This window comes from Pleomorphomonas sp. T1.2MG-36 (assembly GCF_950100655.1).
Classification (GTDB): Bacteria; Pseudomonadota; Alphaproteobacteria; order Rhizobiales; family Pleomorphomonadaceae; genus Pleomorphomonas.
In genome coordinates this window covers 607,434-625,431 of the sequence record NZ_CATNLY010000012.1, presented here as the reverse complement: position 1 = coordinate 625,431, position 17,998 = coordinate 607,434, and the positions used below count along the sequence as shown (strand labels likewise).

The following is a 17,998-nucleotide window of genomic DNA, read 5'->3' as shown; positions in this document are numbered from 1 at the left end:
GAGTTGACTGGTTATGACGGCGGCGGCTCGCTAATCAGTCACACCGAACCGGGCGCCTATTGAAGGCGTTCCGCCAGCCGGGGGGAATCCCATGACCATCGAACTCCATGCCATCTCCGCGCCCATCTTCACGGCGCGTCTCAAGTCCCTTGTCCATCTCCTGAAGATCGGCGAGGCCGAAGGTCCGGCTCGCGGCCTGTCGGAAGAGGCGCTGCTCGGCGCCCGGCTCGCTCCGGATATGTTCGAGTTGAAGCGGCAGGTTCAGATCGCGACGGATCACGCCAAGGGCGCCATGGCCCGTCTCGCCGGGCTCGACGTTCCCTCCTTCCCAGATAACGAACAGACCTTCGCCGAGCTTTACGCCCGCATCGACAAGACACTCGCCTTCGTTGCATCGGTTCAGGCGACTTCGGTTAATGGCCGCGAGGAAACGATCGTCACGCTGAAGCTCCGGCAGGAAACGATGGAGCTTACGGCGATCGATTATCTTCAGGGTTTTGCCTTGCCCAACTTCTATTTTCACCTGACTACCGCCTACGACATCCTGCGGCATCTCGGCATGCCCGTAGGCAAGCGCGATTTTCTCTGGCGCGAGTGAGGGGAGGGCGCCTGCCCGCCCCGGACGTCGGATATGGTTAACAAACCATTGAAATAATTAATCAATGACGAGACTCGTCGCTTAACTCCGAATTTACCCTGCCGGAGCAGATTGGTTTCCGGCAGGGGCGTGAAGACCCCCTCCTGTTTGTTTTGCGTCGGAGTGGGAGAGCCATGAGTGTACTGCGTCAGCGGGCGGCTGCGTCGTCGTCCGAGGTTTCTTTCCACTCCCCTGCCGCGTTCGCCGCGCCCGACTGGCTCGACAGCGTCATCGTCGGCGACTGCGTCGCCGCGCTGGAACGCCTGCCGAAGGCATCGGTCGATCTGATTTTTGCCGATCCGCCCTACAACCTGCAACTCGGCGGCGACCTTACCCGTCCCGACCAGTCGAAGGTCGATGCCGTCGACGACGACTGGGATCGCTTCGACAGCTTCGAGGCGTACGACGCTTTCACCCGCGCCTGGCTGCTTGCCTGCCGTCGCGTGCTGAAGCCGACCGGCACCATCTGGGTAATCGGCTCGTATCACAACATCTTCCGTGTCGGTTCGATCATGCAGGACCTCGGGTTCTGGGTGCTCAACGACATCATCTGGCGCAAGGCCAACCCGATGCCCAACTTCAAGGGCAAGCGCTTCACCAACGCGCATGAAACGCTGATCTGGGCGTCGCGCGACCGGGAGGCCAAGGGCATCACGTTCAATTACGAGGCCATGAAGGCCTTCAACGACGACCTTCAGATGCGCTCGGACTGGCTGCTGCCGATCTGCACCGGCGGCGAACGGCTGAAGACGGCCGATGGCGACAAGGTCCATCCGACACAGAAGCCGGAAGCGCTGCTCTGGCGCGTGCTGACGTCATCGTCCAAGCCCGGTGACGTCGTCCTCGATCCGTTTCTCGGCACCGGCACCTCGGCTGCCGTGGCCAAGAAGCTCGGCCGCCATTACGTCGGTGTCGAGCGCGACAGCACCTATGCCAATTTCGCCAAGGTGAGGATCGCCTCCGTCGAGCGGGCGCCGGACGAGGGGCTCGCCGTGGTCACGCCGAAGCGGGCCGAACCGCGCATCCCCTTCGGTTCGCTGATCGAGGCGGGCCTGATCCGTCCGGGCGACAGGCTGTGCGACGCCCGCCGCCGCCACGTTGCCACGGTTCGCGCCGATGGCTCGATCTCAGCCGGCACCGTCGCCGGGTCTATTCACAAGGTGGGCGCGTCGCTGCAAGGGCTCGAAGCCTGCAATGGCTGGACCTACTGGCATGTCGAGACCAAGGGCGCGCTGGTGCTGATCGACGAGTTGCGCGGTCGCATCCGCAGCGAACTCGCGGCTGCCGGCGCCTGAAGAGAGCCGTTAACGAAAGAAGGCTCCCCGATCATTCGGAGAGCCATTTCTTTAATGGCGCCTGTTTTTCAAACCCGTGCCATTCGGCATGCGGGGTTGGCATACCCTCAAAATCTGTATCGTTCGACCTGTCACGCCGGATTAGCCCAACCCGACGCGGGCCGACCTAATGACTGTCGGGTCACGCCCTAATGTCGAGAATTATCGCACTTCTGCGGTTAATCTCAAAGTAACCTTTTATGCAACAATGGTCGTAGTTAATAGCAATTATTCAACCCTCAGGTGAGAGCTTGAGCCGGGGCGCTATCGTGGGGCGTCGCAACACCCGCCGCGCCGGCACTCCCGTCGCCGCCTCGACAACCTTGCGCATGACCGTTGGCAGGGCCTCGCCCGCCACGGCAGCGGCATCGAGCCAGAAGCAGTCCGCAGGCGGCGGGCGGTCGCCCACCTCGGTGGCCTTGACCGTCAGCACGAGATGGAAGTGCGTGAAGGTATGCTCGATCTCGCCGACGGTCTTCCAGGCGGCCTGAAACGGCTCTGCGGTCTCTGGCGCCGCCCCCTCGCACCATTCGCCACCGGGTACCTCCAGCATGCCGCCGAGCAGTCCCTTGTCGGCTCTGCGGCGAACGAGGAGCGCGCCGTCGTGCCGGCGGGCGACGAAGGCGACGCCGTGACGGGTCGGCCGCTCCGGCTTGGCCCGTCGGCGAGGCAGGGTCTCGGCATCGCCGCGTCGGCGAGCCATGCAGGACTCCGACCACGGACACAAAGCGCAAGCCGGTCGCTTTGGCGTGCAGATGGTGGCGCCGAGGTCCATCATCGCCTGGGCGAAGTCGCCCGGGCGCTCGTCCGGCGTCAGCGTTGCGGTCAGGCGGCGGATCTCCGGCTTGACGTCCGGTAGCGGCGTCTCAAGGGCGAACAGGCGGGCCACCACGCGTTCGACGTTGCCGTCGACGACCGCCGCCGGCACGTCGAAGGCGATGGCGGCGATCGCCGCCGCCGTGTAGGGGCCGATGCCGGGCAGCTGCGACAGGCCGTCCACCGTATCGGGAAAGCGGCCGCAATAGTCGCGGGCGACCGCCTCGGCGCAGGCCTTGAGGTTGCGGGCGCGCGAATAGTAGCCAAGGCCAGCCCAGGCGGCCATCACGTCGTCGCGTGGCGCGGCGGCGAGCGCCCGCAGGGTCGGCCAGCGTTCCAGAAAGTCTAGGAAATAGCTTTTGACGGCTGCGACCGTGGTTTGTTGCAGCATCACCTCCGAAAGCCAGACCCGGTAGGGATCGGGCAATATGCCCAGCGCCCTGTCTTCCGGCGATACGCGCCAGGGCAGTCGGCGGGCGTGGACGTCGTACCATTCGAGAAGGGCGGTGGCGGACGGCGCCGGCATGTGGGATAAACTGCGGTTCGAGGAACAGTCCCGATGGGATGCTGGAGGTTCCATAGCAGATGGCGCGCTTGAGAAAACCGGCTTTCGTCTACAAGGGAGTGCGGCCGCTCGCCGACATCATAGCCGCGCCGCTCAATGCCGCCTGCCGCAAGCGCGGTTTTGCCACGCTCGATCTCGTCGCTCACTGGCCTGATATCGTCGGTCCCGTCTATGCCGAAACGACGGCCCCCGACCAGCTCTCATGGCCGCGTCGGCCGAAGGGACTGATCGAGGAAGAAGAGCACGAGCCCGCCGTTCTGACGGTGCGCTGCTCCGGGGCGGCGGCCATGCGCCTGACGCTCGAGGCGCCGCAGCTGATCGAGCGCATCAATACCTTTTTCGGCTACCGCCTTGTCGGTCGCCTGAAGCCGCTGCAGCTTCCGCCGGTGAAGATCGGCCCAAGGCCCCGCCCGAGACCGGGGCAGCTTTCTCCCGAGGCCGAGGCCAGGGTGCAAACCCTCGCCGCCGGCATCGCCGACGATGGCTTGAAAGCGGCGGTGGAACGGCTGGGGCGGGCGGTCAGCGGCGATATCCGCGGTCGTCGATGACAGGAAAAAGCACTTCCTCTTTCCAATGACGTGGGCTTGCCATAATTTGCCGCCAATGACGGACCCTGTGGGGCCGGTTATCCGAAAGGGAACGACATGTTGACTCGCCGCCGCTTCCTCACGACCACAGCTGTAGCCGCGGCCGGCTTTGCCGCGCTTGCGTCTTTCCCCGGACTGGCTTTTGCCCAGGAACCGGCGGCCACCGTCGACGTGACCGAGCTGATGAAACCGGGCGTGCTGCCCGACATGGCGCTCGGTGATCCCAACGCCAAGGTGAAGATCGTCGAGTATATGTCGATGACCTGCAGCCACTGCGCTGACTTCCACAACAAGACCTTCGATGAGATCAAGACCAAGTATATCGACACCGGCAAGGTCTATTTCGTGATCCGCGAGTTCCCGCTGGATCCACTGGCCGCCGCCGGCTTCATGCTGGCGCGCAACGCACCTGGCGGCAAGTATTTCGAGGTCGTGTCCTATCTCTTCAAGACGCAGCGCGAATGGGCCTTCGTCGAAGACCCGCTCTCCGGTCTGCGCAATGTGTCCAAGCAGTTCGGTTATTCGCCCGCGACCTTCGAGGCGACGCTGACCGACCAGAAGCTGCTCGACGACCTCAATGCGACGCGCAAGCGTGGTGGCGACGAGTTCGGCATAACCGGAACGCCGACCTTCTTCATCAACGGTCAGCGCGAGGTCGGCTTCATGTCGGTCGACGAGCTGTCGGCCAAGATCGACCCGCTTCTCTGATTCTCAACTGGTGATAACCGCCGGATATCAACAGGGCCGCGATGCCCGCCCCTTGCCGGGGCGGCGTCGCGGCCTTCATGATATGGTGGTCCATGGTACGGTCACACTCTATGAATAGGGTGCTGCCGAAGCGGATCGCCAATGCAGTTCGAGCGGTTGAAGATACAGGGCTTCAAGTCCTTCGTTGATTTCTCCGAGTTCGTCATCGAACCCGGCCTGACCGGCGTGGTCGGGCCGAACGGCTGCGGCAAGTCCAATCTCGTCGAGGCCATGCGCTGGGTGATGGGCGAGAGCTCGTACAAGGCGATGCGCGCTTCCGGCATGGACGACGTCATCTTCTCCGGCTCCGGCAAGCGTCCGGCCCGCAATGCCGCCGAAGTGACGCTGGTGCTGAGAAACGATCTGCGCACCGCGCCTCCCGCCTTCAACGATGCCGATCTTCTGGAAGTCACCCGCCGCATCGAACGGCAGGCGGGTTCATCCTATCGCATCAACGGCAAGGACGTGCGCGCCCGCGACGTGCAGCTCCTGTTCGCCGATGCGTCCACCGGCGCTCGGTCGCCGGCCATGGTGCGGCAGGGGCAGATCGGCGAACTGATCGCCGCCAAGCCGACGCAACGGCGCACCATCCTGGAAGAGGCGGCCGGCATTTCCGGCCTGCATTCCCGCCGGCATGACGCGGAACTGCGTCTCAAGGGCGCCGAAACCAATCTCACGCGCATGGAAGACGTGTTGCGGGAGATCGAGACGCGGCTCGAAGGCCTGCGCAAGCAGGCCCGGCAGGCGGCGCGCTACCGCAATCTGTCCGCCGACATCCGCAAGGCCGAGGCAACCGTCGCCTACCTGCGCGTCGGCGACCTGATGACCCAGGTCGAGGAAGCCGAAGCGCAGATGACGGACAGCTTCGGCGCCGTCGCCGACGCCCAGGCCGCCCAGACCGAGGCTGTCCGCCGGCAGGCGATCATCGCCCACGATCTGCCGGGGCTACGCGACCGGGCCGTGGAAACGGCCGCCGCGTTGCAAAGGTTGCGGATCGCGCTTGCCGAATCCGAGGCCGAGGAGCGGCGCGCCCGCGAACGGCTGGCCGAACTCTCCCGCCGCGCCGAGGAGATCGCCCGCGACCGCGCACGCGAAGCGGCGCTGGTGGCCGAGAACGACGAGCGTCTCGCCGCCCTTGCGGACGAGGCCGAAGCGTTGGCCGGCGAGGAGCTCGGTGAGGAAGAGCGGCAGGCGGAGGCGGAGGCATCCGCCTCGGAGATCGCGGCACGCCTCGCCGACGTCGACGCCGAGCTGACCGCCGCCACGGCCGCCGAGGCCGAAGCTGCCGCGCTGAAAGGCGCGCTCGAACGCGAGATCCGCGAGGCGGGTCTTCGCCTCGATCGCCAGCTTCGCGAGCTTGAGGGGCTCGATGCCGAACTGGCGGAGCTCGATGAGCGACTCAACGCGGACGACGCCATCGCCGAGGCCCGCGAGGAGATCGAACTGGCGGCGGCCATGGTGTTCGAGGCCGAGACGGCGGTTGCCGATGCCGAGGCCGGGCGCCGCGCCGCCGAGGAGGAACGCCTCGCCGCGTCGGGGCCGTTGGCCGAGGCGGAACGCGAGCTTCAGAAACTCGATACCGAGGCGCGGACTCTCGCCAAGATGCTGGACATCGAGCACGGCCAGCTGTTTCCGCCGCTGGTCGATCGTCTTGCTCCGCAAAAGGGCTTCGAGACGGCGCTGGCCGCCGCCCTCGGCGAGGACATCGAGGCGCCGATCGACGATCGTGCGCCGGCCTACTGGACGATGCCCGGCGACGACGCCGACGACCCCGCATTGCCCGAGGGCGTTCCGGCGCTGGCCAAGTTCGTCGATGGCCCCGACCTCATCGGGCGTCGGCTGCGGCAGATCGGCGTCGTCAAGGCGGAGGATGCGGCTCGTCTGCAGCCGCTGCTCGCCACCGGCCAGATTCTGGTAACGCTCGAAGGCGCGGTCTGGCGTTGGGATGGCTACGCCGCCGCCGCCGATGCCCCCACTGCCGCCGCCCGCAGGCTCGCGGCCCGCAACCGGCTTGCCGAGATCGATGCTCTGCGCGAAACGGCGGGCGAACTCTGCACCGCGCGGCGTCAGGTGCTCGACGGAGCCGAGGTGCGCTTGCGCGAGGCCGAAGCTGAGGAACGCGCCGCCCGAGAAGCGGTCAAGGTCGCCGAACGGGGCGCTGCCAACGCGCGCGACCGGCTGCTGGTCGCCGAACGGGCGCTGGCGGAAACCGTCGCCCGCCGCGCCGCCGCCGCCGGCCAGCGCGAACGCCTCGCAGCCGATGCGGAGGATATGGCGGCGCGCAAGGCCGAGGCCGAGGAGAGATACGGCGAGCTCGCCGATGCCTCCGAACTGTCGGCCCGCGTTCACGCCCTGCGCGGCGAGGCGGCCGACACGCGCGCCCGCTTTTCGGAGGCGCGCGCCGCCGTCGACATGATCCGCCGCGAGGGGGAACTGCGCAAACGCCGCATCGAGGCGATCGAACGCGAACGCGCCGGCTGGGGCGACCGCGTGCGTCACGCCGCCGCCCATCTCGAGGAACTGGATGACCGCCTCGCCCAAGTGGAAGACGAACGGGCCGAGCTGATCGACCGCCCCGACGAAATCGTCGAGGCCCGGCGCGGCCTGATGCGGGCGGTTGCCGCGGCCGAGACTGCCAGTGCGGAGGCTTCGGACCGGCTCCGCGAGGGCGAGATGCAGGCCGGCGAAGCCGATCGCGCCGCTGCCGAGGCGCTTGCCCGCCTTTCGACCATTCGGGAAGGCCGCGTGCGTGCCGAAGAGCGGCTCGCCGCCGCCAAGCAGCGGCTTGAGGTGTATGCCGAGGAGATGCGTGATCGTTTCGATACGCCGCTCTACGCCTTGCGCCAGCTTGCCGAAATCGACGAGGCGGCGCCGCTACCGGATCTGGCTGGCGTCGAGACCCGGCTCGAAAGGCTGAAGGTCGAGCGCGACAAGCTCGGCGGCGTCAATCTCCAGGCGGAGGCGGAACAGGCCGAGCTGGAGGAGCGGCTGGATACCCTAGTCAACGAGCGTGAAGATCTGATCGAGGCGATCCGTCGCCTGCGCCAAGGCATCCAGAACCTGAATCGCGAGGCGCGCGAGCGGTTGCTCAATGCCTTCGGTATCGTCAATGCCCACTTCCAGCGCCTGTTCGTCCATCTGTTCGGTGGCGGCACGGCGGAGCTGCAACTCGTCGACGCCGAGGATCCGCTGGAAGCCGGCCTTGAGATTCTCGCTCGCCCGCCCGGCAAAAAGCCGCAGACCATGACGCTGCTCTCCGGCGGCGAACAGGCGCTGACGGCCATGGCGCTGATCTTCGCCGTCTTTCTGACCAATCCGGCGCCGATCTGCGTGCTCGACGAGGTCGACGCGCCGCTCGATGATGCGAACGTCGAGCGCTACTGCGATCTTCTCGAAGAGATGGCCCGTTCCACCGAGACCCGCTTCGTGGTCATCACCCACAATCCGATCACTATGGCGCGCATGAATCGCCTGTTCGGCGTCACCATGGCCGAGCGCGGCGTGTCGCAGCTCGTCTCCGTCGACCTTGAAACCGCCGAATCCTTCCGCGAGGCGAGCTGAACCGCACCTGCTTTCCAGGCCGTGTTGCGAGGCAATGGCAGCTTAATCGATTACGCCCGCCTCGACTAAAGTCGCAGTCTGGGAATGGCGGTGGTCTCACCGGTGGAAATGGCATATAAATCAATGAAATGTATAGGCCGTCGCCAATCTTGACAGGCATCCGTGTGAACACTATGGTGCCCGCCAAATCAGGGATTACCCCGATCTTGCAGGGCCTTGGCGACTGCGTTCTCGAGGATGCCGCCGATGGGTCAGAACGACGAACGGCCGGACGCCGCCGGAAGCGATCCCCGCCTTAGGGCGCTGGGTGAGAAGCTGGCCGAAGCCCGGCGTGGTCCGTCGACACCCGAGGGTGGTGCCCCGCAGTCGTCTGGACTGTCCGGTATCGGGCAGGCGATGAAGGTCGGCTCGGAATTCGTGGCCGGGGTGATCGTTGGGTTTGTGATCGGCTATACGATCGATCGCCTCTTCGGAACGACTCCGTGGGGCATGATCGTGTTTCTGCTGCTCGGCTTTGCGGCGGGAACGCTGAACGTGATGCGTGCGACGGGCGTGGCGAAGGATCCTTTCGCCGCCAAGGGGGGCAAGTCCTCACGTCGGGCGCCGGACGGCGAAGAGTGAGTTTGAACGGCCGGGCGTTTTGGTTCCAGGTCGTGTTGCGGGCGAGATCGAGCGAGGGAGCTCCTCAAGGTGGCTGACGTAAGAACCGATCCCATCCATCAGTTCGGCATCCACAAGCTGGTGGACATCAACATCGACGGATACGACGTCTCCTTCACCAACTCCTCGCTGTTCATGGTCCTGACGCTGGCTGCCATCGCGCTGGTGCTTCTGTGGGGCACCTCGTCGCGAGCCGTGGTGCCGGGCCGCGCCCAGACGGTAGCCGAGCTCTCCTACGAGTTTGTCGCCACCACGCTGAGGAATGCTGCCGGCGAGGGTGGCATGCGCTTCATGCCGCTGGTGTTCTCGCTGTTCATGTTCGTGCTGACGGCCAACATCTTCGGCATGGTGCCGTATTTCTTCACCGTCACCTCGCACATCATCGTCACGGCGGCGCTGGCGTTGCTCGTCATCTTCACGGTGACCATCTACGGTTTCTACAAGAACGGCACCCACTTCCTGAAGCTGTTCGTTCCCTCGGGCGTTCCGGCGGCGATCGTGCCGTTGGTCACCCTGATCGAGATCATCTCCTTTCTGTCGCGGCCGCTCAGCCTCGCCGTCCGTCTGTTCGCCAACATGCTGGCTGGCCACATCACCCTTAAGGTGTTCGCGGGCTTCGTGGTGACGCTGACCGGGCTCGGCGCCTTCGGCTTCCTCGGCGCGCTGCTGCCGCTGGTCATGGTGGTGGCCCTGACCGCCCTCGAATTCCTGGTGGCATTCCTCCAGGCTTACGTCTTCACGATCCTTACCTGCATGTACCTCAACGATGCCCTGCACCCGGGGCACTGAGGCCGGATCGACGAAGTTCACCCCATCAAAACCATCCAGGTCTTTGTTTCTCAAGGAGCATTACAATGGAAGCTGAAGCCGCGAAGTACATCGGCGCTGGCCTTTCGACCATCGGCATCGCCGGTGCCGCCATCGGCCTCGGCAGCATCTTCGGCAACTACCTGTCGAGTGCCGTCCGCAATCCGTCGGCCGCCGACGGCCAGTTCGGTCGCCTGATCCTCGGCTTTGCCGTGACCGAAGCGCTCGGCATCTTCTCGCTGCTGATCGCTCTGCTGCTGCTGTTCGCCGTCTGATCGCGAGACAGCCGAAGCGGGCCCTTTGGGCCCTATGCATGTCGCCGGCCGGTCTCCGGCCGGCCGAGACGAGCCGGCGCCTTGCGAGGTGGTTTCTGCCTCGGGGCGCCGCTTGGTCGTTATCATCCATGGAGCCTGAGCGTCGATGAGCTGGTTCATCAGCCAAGCCAACGCACAAGAGCCGGCGGTCGTTCCGGCGGAGGACGGCCACGCGCCGACGGACACCGCCGGCACGACGGTGGCGCACGGGGGCGGCGAGCACGGCGGCACCTTCCCGCCGTTCGATCCCTCGACCTTCCCTTCACAGCTCTTCTGGCTGGCCATCGTCTTCATTGCGCTCTACGTCCTGATGGCCAAGAAGGTCATCCCGCAGATTGCAGGCATTCTCGAAGCGCGTGCCGCGAAGATCGCTTCCGATCTGGTCGAGGCCGAGAAGGCCAAGGCGGATACGGACGCTGCCATTGCCTCCTACGAAGCGTCGCTCGCCGCCGCTCGCAACAAGGCCAATGCCATCGCCCACGAGACGCGCAGCAAGGTTGCCCGCGAGATCGACGGACGACGCCATGCGGCTGAAGCGCAGCTCACCGCTAAGCTGTCCGACACCGAAAAGCACATTGCTGACGTCAAGAGGATAGCGCTCGATCACGTGTCGACGATCGCTACCGAGACGACCGAAGCGGTTGTCGAGGCGCTGGTCGGCAAGGTGAGCCGTGACGAGGCCGCCGCGGCTGTTGCCGCCGTGTCGGTCGGTAAACACTGAGGAGAGGCCCGATGCTCGACAACACCACATGGGCCTTTGTCGGTCTGGTCCTGTTCTTTGTCGTGCTCGCCTATTACGGCGTGTTCGGCATGGTTGGGCGCATGCTCGACAAGAGGGCCGAGGAAGTCACGGCCGAGCTCGACGCGGCGCAGCGCCTGCGGAGAGAGGCGGAAGCTCTTCTGGCCGAATACCAGCACAAGCGGGTCATCGCCGAGCAGGATGCCGCCGAGATCATCGCCCATGCGGAAGCCGAAGCCAAGCGCATGACGGCCGATGCCGAAGTGGCGCTCAAGGAGCTGATCGAGCAGCGGACGCGCACGGTCGAGGCCAAGATCGCCCATGCCGAGGCGGCAGCGGTCGCCGAAGTCAGGGCCGTCGCCATCGATATGGCGATTGCCGCTTCGAAGAGCCTGCTTGCCGAGAAGGTGCAGGGCAAAGTGGCCGCGGATCTGATCTCCAGCGGCGTGGACGAGGTCAAGGCACGGTTCGGCTGAGTTTCCCGCCACAGGACCGATCCGGAACGAGGGGCCTTGGCGGCCCCTTTTTCATGGCCTCTGTCCGCCGGCTCTCGCCTCGATGCATTCGCGTACGGGCCGGAAGCTGCGGCGATGGATGGGCGTAGGCCCCAGCTCGGCAAGAGCCTTCAGATGCTTCGCGGAGCCGTAGCCGACATTGGTCTCGAAGCCGTAGCCGGGAAACTCGGCGGCGTGCAGCTCCATCATCCGGTCGCGCATCACTTTGGCGACGATGGACGCGGCGGCAATGGCGGCGACGCGGGCGTCTCCCTTCACGATGGCCGCTCCCCGATAGCCGGCTGCTGTCAGTGCCGAGGGTACGTCCCGGCCATCGACCAGCACGCCCACAGGCTGTTCGGCCAGGGACCGCACGGCGCGATCCATCGCCCAGAGATTGGCGGCGAGGATGTTCATCGCGTCGATGCGGGCGGCCGACGCCGAGGCGACGGCGACGATATGATCGCGGCAGATGACCTCGAACATCTGCTCCCGCGCGCCCGGCTTGAGCTGCTTGGAATCGGTGAGCCCTTCGGGCAGCGGCGCATCCGTGAGAATCACCGCCGCGGTCACCACCGGGCCGGCAAGCGGACCGCGGCCGACCTCGTCCACCCCGGCAACGGGGCCGCCCCAACGGCGCGCGAAATCCACTTCCATGCGACGGTCGCAAGCCTCGACGATGAGGCCGGCAAGAAGGTCGGGGGCAGGGGAGGCAATGCGGGGCATGGGCTCGGATCGGGACGGCGAATCGGTGTTTGGGCCATGATACGGCAGATTGGCGCCGCTGCCGCCATTTGACGTCGGCTTCCGCGCCCCATAAGAGAAATCCCAGACTGTCGCGGCTGCCGCCGCTCTTCAATTTCAGGCAAACCGATGTCGCACAACAGCTTCGGACATCTCTTCCGCATCACCACCTGGGGCGAGAGCCACGGCCCTGCATTGGGCGTCGTCGTCGACGGTTGCCCTCCGGGATTGCCGCTGACGGCCGAGTTCATCCAGACCTTTCTCGACCGGCGCAAACCCGGCCAGTCGCGCTTCGTGACGCAACGGCGCGAGGATGATCTCGTCGAGATACTCTCGGGCGTGTTCGAGGACGACCGCACCGGCGGTCCGGTGACCACCGGGACGCCCATCTCTCTCCTCATCCGCAACACCGACCAACGGTCCAAGGATTACGGCGACATTCGCGACAAGTACCGGCCCGGCCATGCCGACGTCGCCTATGATCTGAAGTATGGAGTTCGCGACTATCGCGGCGGCGGCCGCTCTTCGGCGCGCGAGACGGCGGCGCGCGTCGCCGCCGGCGCCGTTGCCCGCAGGGTGATCGATGGCGTCACCATCCGTGGCGCTCTCGTTCAGATCGGCACGGAAAAGATCGATCGTGCCAACTGGGACTGGAGCGCGGTCGACGACAATCCGTTCTTCTGCCCTGACCGCGAAGCCGTGCCGCGTTTCGAGGCCTACCTCGATCGCGTGCGCAAGGCCGGATCGTCGGTCGGCGCGGTGGTGGAACTGGTGGCCGAGGGCGTGCCGCCCGGCTGGGGCGCGCCGATCTACGGCAAGCTCGACCAGGACCTCGCCTCGGCGCTGATGTCGATCAACGCGGTGAAGGGCGTCGAGATCGGTGAGGGATTCGCCGCCGCCGAACTCACCGGCGAGGAGAATGCCGACGAGATGCGCATGGGCAACGACGGCGCCATCCTGCACGCTTCGAACCATGCTGGCGGCGTTCTCGGCGGCATCTCCACCGGCCAGCCGGTGGTGGCCCGCTTCGCCGTCAAGCCCACCTCATCCATTCTGACCGATCGTCGCTCGGTATCGGCAGCCGGCGAGGATGTCGACGTGATGACGCGCGGACGCCACGACCCCTGCGTCGGCATTCGCGCGGTTCCCGTGGGCGAGGCGATGATGGCCCTGGTCCTAGCCGACCACAAGCTGCGCCACCGTGCCCAGACCGGTCGCGACGGCGCCATCGCATTTCCGTTGCGCTGACATGTCGGCATGATTTCGTCCCCGGCCAGTCTTGCTGCGCTGCATCCGGCAGACGATTTCGCAGCTGTCGAGGCCGTCTATCGTGAGGCCGCTGATTATCTCCTCCTCGAAAGCGGCCTGACGCCGGAGGTGGCCGCGCGCGCGTTCTTCGAGGATCGACCGCCGACGGGTGATGAAACACCGCTGAAGTTCGGCGTCCTTGGCAACGCGGGAGACCTTGTCGCCATTGGCGATCTGGCATTCGGCTACCCCGAGAGAGGCGATGCCTATCTCGGCTTGCTCCTTCTGGTGCCCACCGCACGCGGCCAAGGCTTGGGCCCGGCGATCGTCGACGAGGTGAAACGCCTCGCTCGGGCGCGCGGAGCGACGCGCCTGCTGCTTGGCGTCCTCGATGGCAACGAAAGGGCGCGTGTCTTCTGGGAACGCCTGGGTTTCAGGTGGGTCAAGACCGGCGGGCCGCAGATTTTCGGTGAGCGGCAACACGTCGTGCACCGGCTCGAACTGCCACTGGCAGGTCCTTGGGAAGATCGCATATAGCGAATGCTTTTCCCTGGGATATCGCGAATTCTTCGTATTCGCTTTACGGCCTGTTTACGCGCGACCGCGCACAAACTCATACGAAAGTATCATTCGTGGCGGGAGCAGGTGTCGGCGAAAGCCGGGCCGGTCAGCCGATTCCGGATGGCGCCTTGGTGGTGTCATTCCGGCCTCGGTGTCGCAGAAACCGGCGGTCCCGCGCCAGTATTCGCGGGGACAGGTATGCTCAGATCGTTCACGGGGAGAATAGTTTTCGTCGTGCTGGCGTCCGCTTTGGCGCTCGCTGCCGTCCTGACGTTTGCGACGCAGCGGATGGCCGAAGAGACGGTCACCGACCTTTCGAGCGAGGCCATCGTCACGGCGGCCGGTGCCCGCGCCGCCGCGCTTCAGTCCTGGATCGACAGCCTCTCCAGCCAGGCGGCCGCCGTCGCATCCGCCTCCGCTTTGCAGGCGTCGGCTCGCGAGTTCAAGAGCGCCTGGAATCAGCTTCTGGACGACGATCCGGGCGCCCGGCTGCGCCAGGTGTTCGTCGACGCCAACCCGAACCCGCAGAATCGCGAAGAGATGGGTGCGGTGGACGACACCTCGGAGCGTTATTTCATCTACCACGCCATCGGCCACAAGGCGGTGGCCTCCGCCCTGAGCGACACCGGTTTCGACGATCTCGTCCTCTTCGATGACAGCGGCCGTGCCTACTATTCCTACGTGAAGGACGATCTGTTCGGCCGTCGCATCGCCGATGCCACCGGCAAGTCGGCGCTGGCCGACGTGGTGAAGGCGATGATCCCCGCGCCCGGCGCCAAGCCGGCCGACCTCAAGCCCGCCTTCACAAGCTTCATGCCCGACCCGTCCACCTCCGTCGGTCTCAGCGGCTACTTCGTCGCGCCGGTGATTATGGAAGGCCGCTTCGTCGCGGTCGTCGCCCTCCGGGTCAAGATGGCCCAGGCCACCAAGACCCTGACCGACAAGACGGGGCTCGGCGCGGCCGGCCGTTCCTTCCTGATCTCGTCCGGAACGGGCGCGGGCTTTACCTTCGGCCAGACGGCGAAAGGCGACATGCTGGTGGACCTCTCCGCCAACCCCTTGCTCAAGTCGCCGCAAGGCACCGCCTTCGAGATCGAGCTCAACCCCGGCGTGGTCGAGCTGGCGGCTCTGGCGCCGGTTCGTCCCGGCTGGCAGGTCTTGTCGCTGCATGACCGCAGCGCGGCCCTGGCTCCGGTGAAGCGCCTGACGTTGATCCTCATCGCGGTCGCCGCCGCAGTTCTGCTCCTGGTCGGCGGTCTCGCCGTTCAGCTCACACGCCGCCTGACACGACCCCTGGCGACACTGGCCTCCGACGTCCGCCGTCTCGGCGCCGGCGAGCTGGACACCGAGCTGTCGGGCCGGGATCGTAAGGACGAGATCGGCGACCTTGCCCGAGCCGTCGACGTGTTCCGCGCTGCCGCCATCGAGCGGTTGCGGCTTGAGGAGCAGCAGATCGAGGAAGGACGTCGGCGTGAAGCGCGGCAGCAGGAGATCGATCGTCTGGTCATCGAGTTCCGGGCCGAGGTACACAACACCATCGAGGCCGTCACGCGCCGCATGGCCGACATGACAGCCACCGCCGCCGACTTGACGCAGGTCGCCGAGGAAACGACGGTCCGTACCGGCGAGGCCTCGCATGCCTCGTCGACGGCCTCCGGCTCGGTCGGTTCGGTTGCCGCCGCCGCCGAGGAACTGGACGCCTCGATCCGAAATCTGGGCACCCAGGTCAACGCCGCCCGCGACGTGGTCGAGAGCGCCACCCAGGGCGCCAATGCCGCCAACGCCAAGGTCGGCGGCTTGCGTGTCGCTTCCGAGGAGATCGGCAAGATCGTCACGCTGATCCAGTCGATCGCCGGCCAGACCAATCTTCTGGCGCTCAACGCCACCATCGAGGCGGCACGAGCCGGCGCAGCGGGCAAGGGCTTTGCCGTGGTCGCCTCCGAGGTGAAGAACCTCGCCGGCCAGACCGCCAAGGCCACCGAGGAAATCGCCCACCAGATCGCCGCGATCCAGACCTCTTCGGAAGAGGCGGCCGAAGCCATCCAGGCGATCACCGACACCATGGCGACCGTCAATCGCTACACTGTCGCCATGGCCGACGCCATGGCCCAGCAGAGCGAGGCCACCACCTCGATCAGCGGCAACGTCCATGCCGCCGCCTCCGCCACCGGTTCGGTGCTCGGCATCGTCGAGCGCGTGGCCAGCGCCGCCGATGCCACCACCCGCTCGGCGCTGTCGGTGAAGGACAGTGCCGCCGAGGTCGAGCGCGAGACCAAGGCGCTGGAGGATCTGGTGGCCGGCTTCCTCACAAAGGTAACGGCCGCGTAAGACGATCTCGATCCGCCTTCTCAGGCCCGGAACAGCGTCGACCCGAACGGTCGATGTCCGTTCCGGGCCTTTCGCTTTTGAGGCGAAGCGTTCAGATCGGCAGCTTGGTGGAGCGCTTGACCGTCCGGAGCGTCAACTGCGACTGGACGCGTACGACGCCGGGCAGCGGCGTCAGGATCTCGCTGTGGATGCGTTCGAGGTCGGCGGCATCGCGATAGACGACGCGCAGAAGATAGTCGTGCTGGCCGGCCAGAAGGTAGCACTCGGTGATCTCGGGAATGGCGCGCACGGCGGCCTCGAACTTGTCGAGCGAGGCGCGGCCCTGGCTGTCGAGCGTCACGGAAACGTAGGCGGTGCCGGGTACGCCGGCTATTCGAGGATCGAGAATGGCGACGAAGCGGGCGATAAGGCCGCTTTCCTCAAGGAGGCGTGTGCGCCTCAAGCAGGCCGAGGCTGAGAGGTGGACCCGATCCGCGAGCTCGGCGTTGGTCGGTCGGGCATTGTCTTGCAAGGCGGTCAGGATCGCACGATCCGTCACGTCGAGGCGCATGGGCTGAATTTCCTGCGTTTCAAGGGGCGAATGGCAGAATTTTATGCTGTTTTCCGCCCATAGTCTGCTGAATCTGTGCAAGAAATTGCGCCAAGTTTGGCCAAATATGCATCATCTTGCCAAGCCGGGAGTCAACCCGGCGGCAGAACCAGCAGGGGACTATCGAAATGCTTGTCGGTACGCCGAAAGAAATCAAGGACCACGAGGACCGCGTCGGCCTCGTGCCCTCCTCGGTGCGCGAACTCGTCGCCGCCGGACACAAGGTCATCATCGAGAAGAACGCAGGCGCGGGGATCGGGATCGCCGATGCCGCCTACGTCAAGGCAGGCGCCGCCATCGTCGATGGTCCCGATGAGATATTTGCCACGGCCGATATGATCGTCAAGGTGAAGGAGCCGCTGGCCGTCGAGCGCAAGAAGCTGCGCGAGGGACAGACGCTGTTCACCTATCTCCACCTCGCGCCCGATCCGGAACAGGCCGAGGATCTCATGAAGTCTGGCGCCACCTGCATCGCCTACGAGACGGTGACGGCGCCCAACGGCTCGCTGCCGCTGCTCGCCCCGATGTCGGAAGTGGCCGGCCGCATGGCGCCGCAGGTTGGTGCCGCCGCGCTTGAGAACGCTGCTGGCGGCATGGGCATCCTGCTCGGCGGCGTTGCCGGCGTTGCTCCGGCTACGGTGGTCATTCTCGGCGCTGGCGTGGCCGGGACCAATGCCACCCACGTCGCGCTCGGCATGGGCGCCGACGTGACGCTGGTCGACAACTCGATCGACGCGCTGCGTCGCGCCATCGCCACCTTCGGCGTTCGCATCAAGACGGCCCATTCCAACAAGGACACGGTGGCCGACCTCGTCACCGGCGCCGACCTCGTCATTTCCACGGTTCTGGTACCGGGCGCCGGCACGCCCAAGCTGATCAGCCGCGAACTGATCGCTGCCATGAAGAAGGGCTCGGCCTTCGTCGACGTCGCCATCGATCAGGGTGGCGCTTCGGAAACGTCGCGCGCCACCACGCACTCGGATCCGACTTACATCGAGAGCGGCGTCGTTCATTACTGCGTCGCCAACATGCCCGGCGGCGTCGCCCGTACGTCGACCTTCGCGCTCAACAACGCGACGCTGCCCTTCGCTCTGGCGCTGGCCAACAAGGGCTGGAAGCGGGCTTGCCAGGATGACATCCATCTCGCCCATGGCCTCAACGTCCATGCCGGCAAGATCACCTACAAGGCGGTCAGCGATGCGCTCGGCTTCGCCTATCTCGACCCGGCCAAGGCGCTCGCCTGATTAAGGCAGCCGTCGCGACATCA

17 protein-coding genes are annotated in these 17,998 nt (G+C 65.9%); 14 read left to right on the top strand and 3 right to left on the bottom strand.

What is annotated here, in order from left to right:
* Positions 1–91: 91 nt before the first annotated feature.
* On the top strand, positions 92–598 hold the full coding sequence (locus tag QQZ18_RS09795; RefSeq protein ID WP_284540542.1) for a DUF1993 domain-containing protein: 507 nt from the start codon (positions 92–94) through the stop codon (positions 596–598).
* A gap of 173 nt (positions 599–771) precedes the next feature.
* Positions 772–1,932, top strand: a complete 1,161-nt coding sequence (locus QQZ18_RS09790; RefSeq protein ID WP_284540540.1) for a site-specific DNA-methyltransferase — start codon at positions 772–774, stop codon at positions 1,930–1,932.
* A 271-nt stretch (positions 1,933–2,203) separates the two neighbouring features.
* Here QQZ18_RS09790 and mutY read toward each other — a convergent pair whose 3' ends face one another.
* Positions 2,204–3,313 (bottom strand): A/G-specific adenine glycosylase, encoded by a 1,110-nt coding sequence (gene mutY / locus QQZ18_RS09785; RefSeq protein WP_284540538.1) that lies wholly within the window; start codon positions 3,311–3,313, stop codon positions 2,204–2,206.
* Positions 3,314–3,372: 59 nt separating this feature from the next.
* Between mutY and QQZ18_RS09780 the strand changes: the two genes are divergently transcribed.
* From QQZ18_RS09780 to QQZ18_RS09745, 8 genes are all read left to right on the top strand, one after another.
* A complete protein-coding gene (locus QQZ18_RS09780; RefSeq protein WP_284540535.1) occupies positions 3,373–3,900 on the top strand; it encodes a DUF721 domain-containing protein in 528 nt (175 codons plus the stop codon).
* A 96-nt stretch (positions 3,901–3,996) separates the two neighbouring features.
* Entirely contained in the window at positions 3,997–4,647 is a 651-nt protein-coding gene (locus tag QQZ18_RS09775) for a DsbA family protein (RefSeq protein ID WP_284540533.1), read from the top strand.
* A gap of 141 nt (positions 4,648–4,788) precedes the next feature.
* A complete protein-coding gene (locus tag QQZ18_RS09770; RefSeq protein WP_284540531.1) occupies positions 4,789–8,247 on the top strand; it encodes a chromosome segregation SMC family protein in 3,459 nt (1,152 codons plus the stop codon).
* 246 nt (positions 8,248–8,493) lie between these two features.
* Positions 8,494–8,868 (top strand): AtpZ/AtpI family protein, encoded by a 375-nt coding sequence (locus QQZ18_RS09765; RefSeq protein ID WP_284540529.1) that lies wholly within the window; start codon positions 8,494–8,496, stop codon positions 8,866–8,868.
* A 69-nt stretch (positions 8,869–8,937) separates the two neighbouring features.
* On the top strand, positions 8,938–9,696 hold the full coding sequence (locus tag QQZ18_RS09760; RefSeq protein ID WP_284540528.1) for a F0F1 ATP synthase subunit A: 759 nt from the start codon (positions 8,938–8,940) through the stop codon (positions 9,694–9,696).
* Positions 9,697–9,761: 65 nt separating this feature from the next.
* Positions 9,762–9,989, top strand: coding sequence for a F0F1 ATP synthase subunit C (locus tag QQZ18_RS09755; protein ID WP_026789496.1), 228 nt, complete (start codon positions 9,762–9,764; stop codon positions 9,987–9,989).
* Between the two features lie 145 nt (positions 9,990–10,134).
* Positions 10,135–10,749, top strand: coding sequence for a F0F1 ATP synthase subunit B (locus QQZ18_RS09750; RefSeq protein WP_284540524.1), 615 nt, complete (start codon positions 10,135–10,137; stop codon positions 10,747–10,749).
* An 11-nt stretch (positions 10,750–10,760) separates the two neighbouring features.
* Positions 10,761–11,243 (top strand): F0F1 ATP synthase subunit B family protein, encoded by a 483-nt coding sequence (locus tag QQZ18_RS09745; RefSeq protein ID WP_284540522.1) that lies wholly within the window; start codon positions 10,761–10,763, stop codon positions 11,241–11,243.
* Positions 11,244–11,294: 51 nt separating this feature from the next.
* On the opposite strand, the gene QQZ18_RS09740 is transcribed toward QQZ18_RS09745, so the two are convergent.
* Complete coding sequence (locus QQZ18_RS09740; protein ID WP_284540520.1) at positions 11,295–11,987, bottom strand: ribonuclease HII; 693 nt, start codon at positions 11,985–11,987, stop codon at positions 11,295–11,297.
* A gap of 147 nt (positions 11,988–12,134) precedes the next feature.
* Here QQZ18_RS09740 and aroC point away from each other — a divergent pair, with 147 nt between their 5' ends.
* From aroC to QQZ18_RS09725, 3 genes are all read left to right on the top strand, one after another.
* Positions 12,135–13,253 (top strand): chorismate synthase, encoded by a 1,119-nt coding sequence (aroC, locus tag QQZ18_RS09735; protein WP_284540518.1) that lies wholly within the window; start codon positions 12,135–12,137, stop codon positions 13,251–13,253.
* A 9-nt stretch (positions 13,254–13,262) separates the two neighbouring features.
* On the top strand, positions 13,263–13,790 hold the full coding sequence (locus QQZ18_RS09730) for a GNAT family N-acetyltransferase (protein WP_284540516.1): 528 nt from the start codon (positions 13,263–13,265) through the stop codon (positions 13,788–13,790).
* 222 nt (positions 13,791–14,012) lie between these two features.
* Positions 14,013–16,142 carry a methyl-accepting chemotaxis protein gene (locus QQZ18_RS09725; RefSeq protein ID WP_284540514.1) on the top strand — a complete coding sequence of 710 codons (2,130 nt, stop codon included), beginning with the start codon at positions 14,013–14,015 and terminating at the stop codon, positions 16,140–16,142.
* A 91-nt stretch (positions 16,143–16,233) separates the two neighbouring features.
* Here QQZ18_RS09725 and QQZ18_RS09720 read toward each other — a convergent pair whose 3' ends face one another.
* A complete protein-coding gene (locus tag QQZ18_RS09720; RefSeq protein WP_101289600.1) occupies positions 16,234–16,692 on the bottom strand; it encodes an Lrp/AsnC family transcriptional regulator in 459 nt (152 codons plus the stop codon).
* A gap of 167 nt (positions 16,693–16,859) precedes the next feature.
* On the opposite strand from QQZ18_RS09720, the gene ald reads away from it, so the two are divergent.
* Positions 16,860–17,975, top strand: a complete 1,116-nt coding sequence (gene ald, locus QQZ18_RS09715; RefSeq protein ID WP_284540510.1) for an alanine dehydrogenase — start codon at positions 16,860–16,862, stop codon at positions 17,973–17,975.
* The last annotated feature ends 23 nt before the right edge of the window (positions 17,976–17,998 follow it).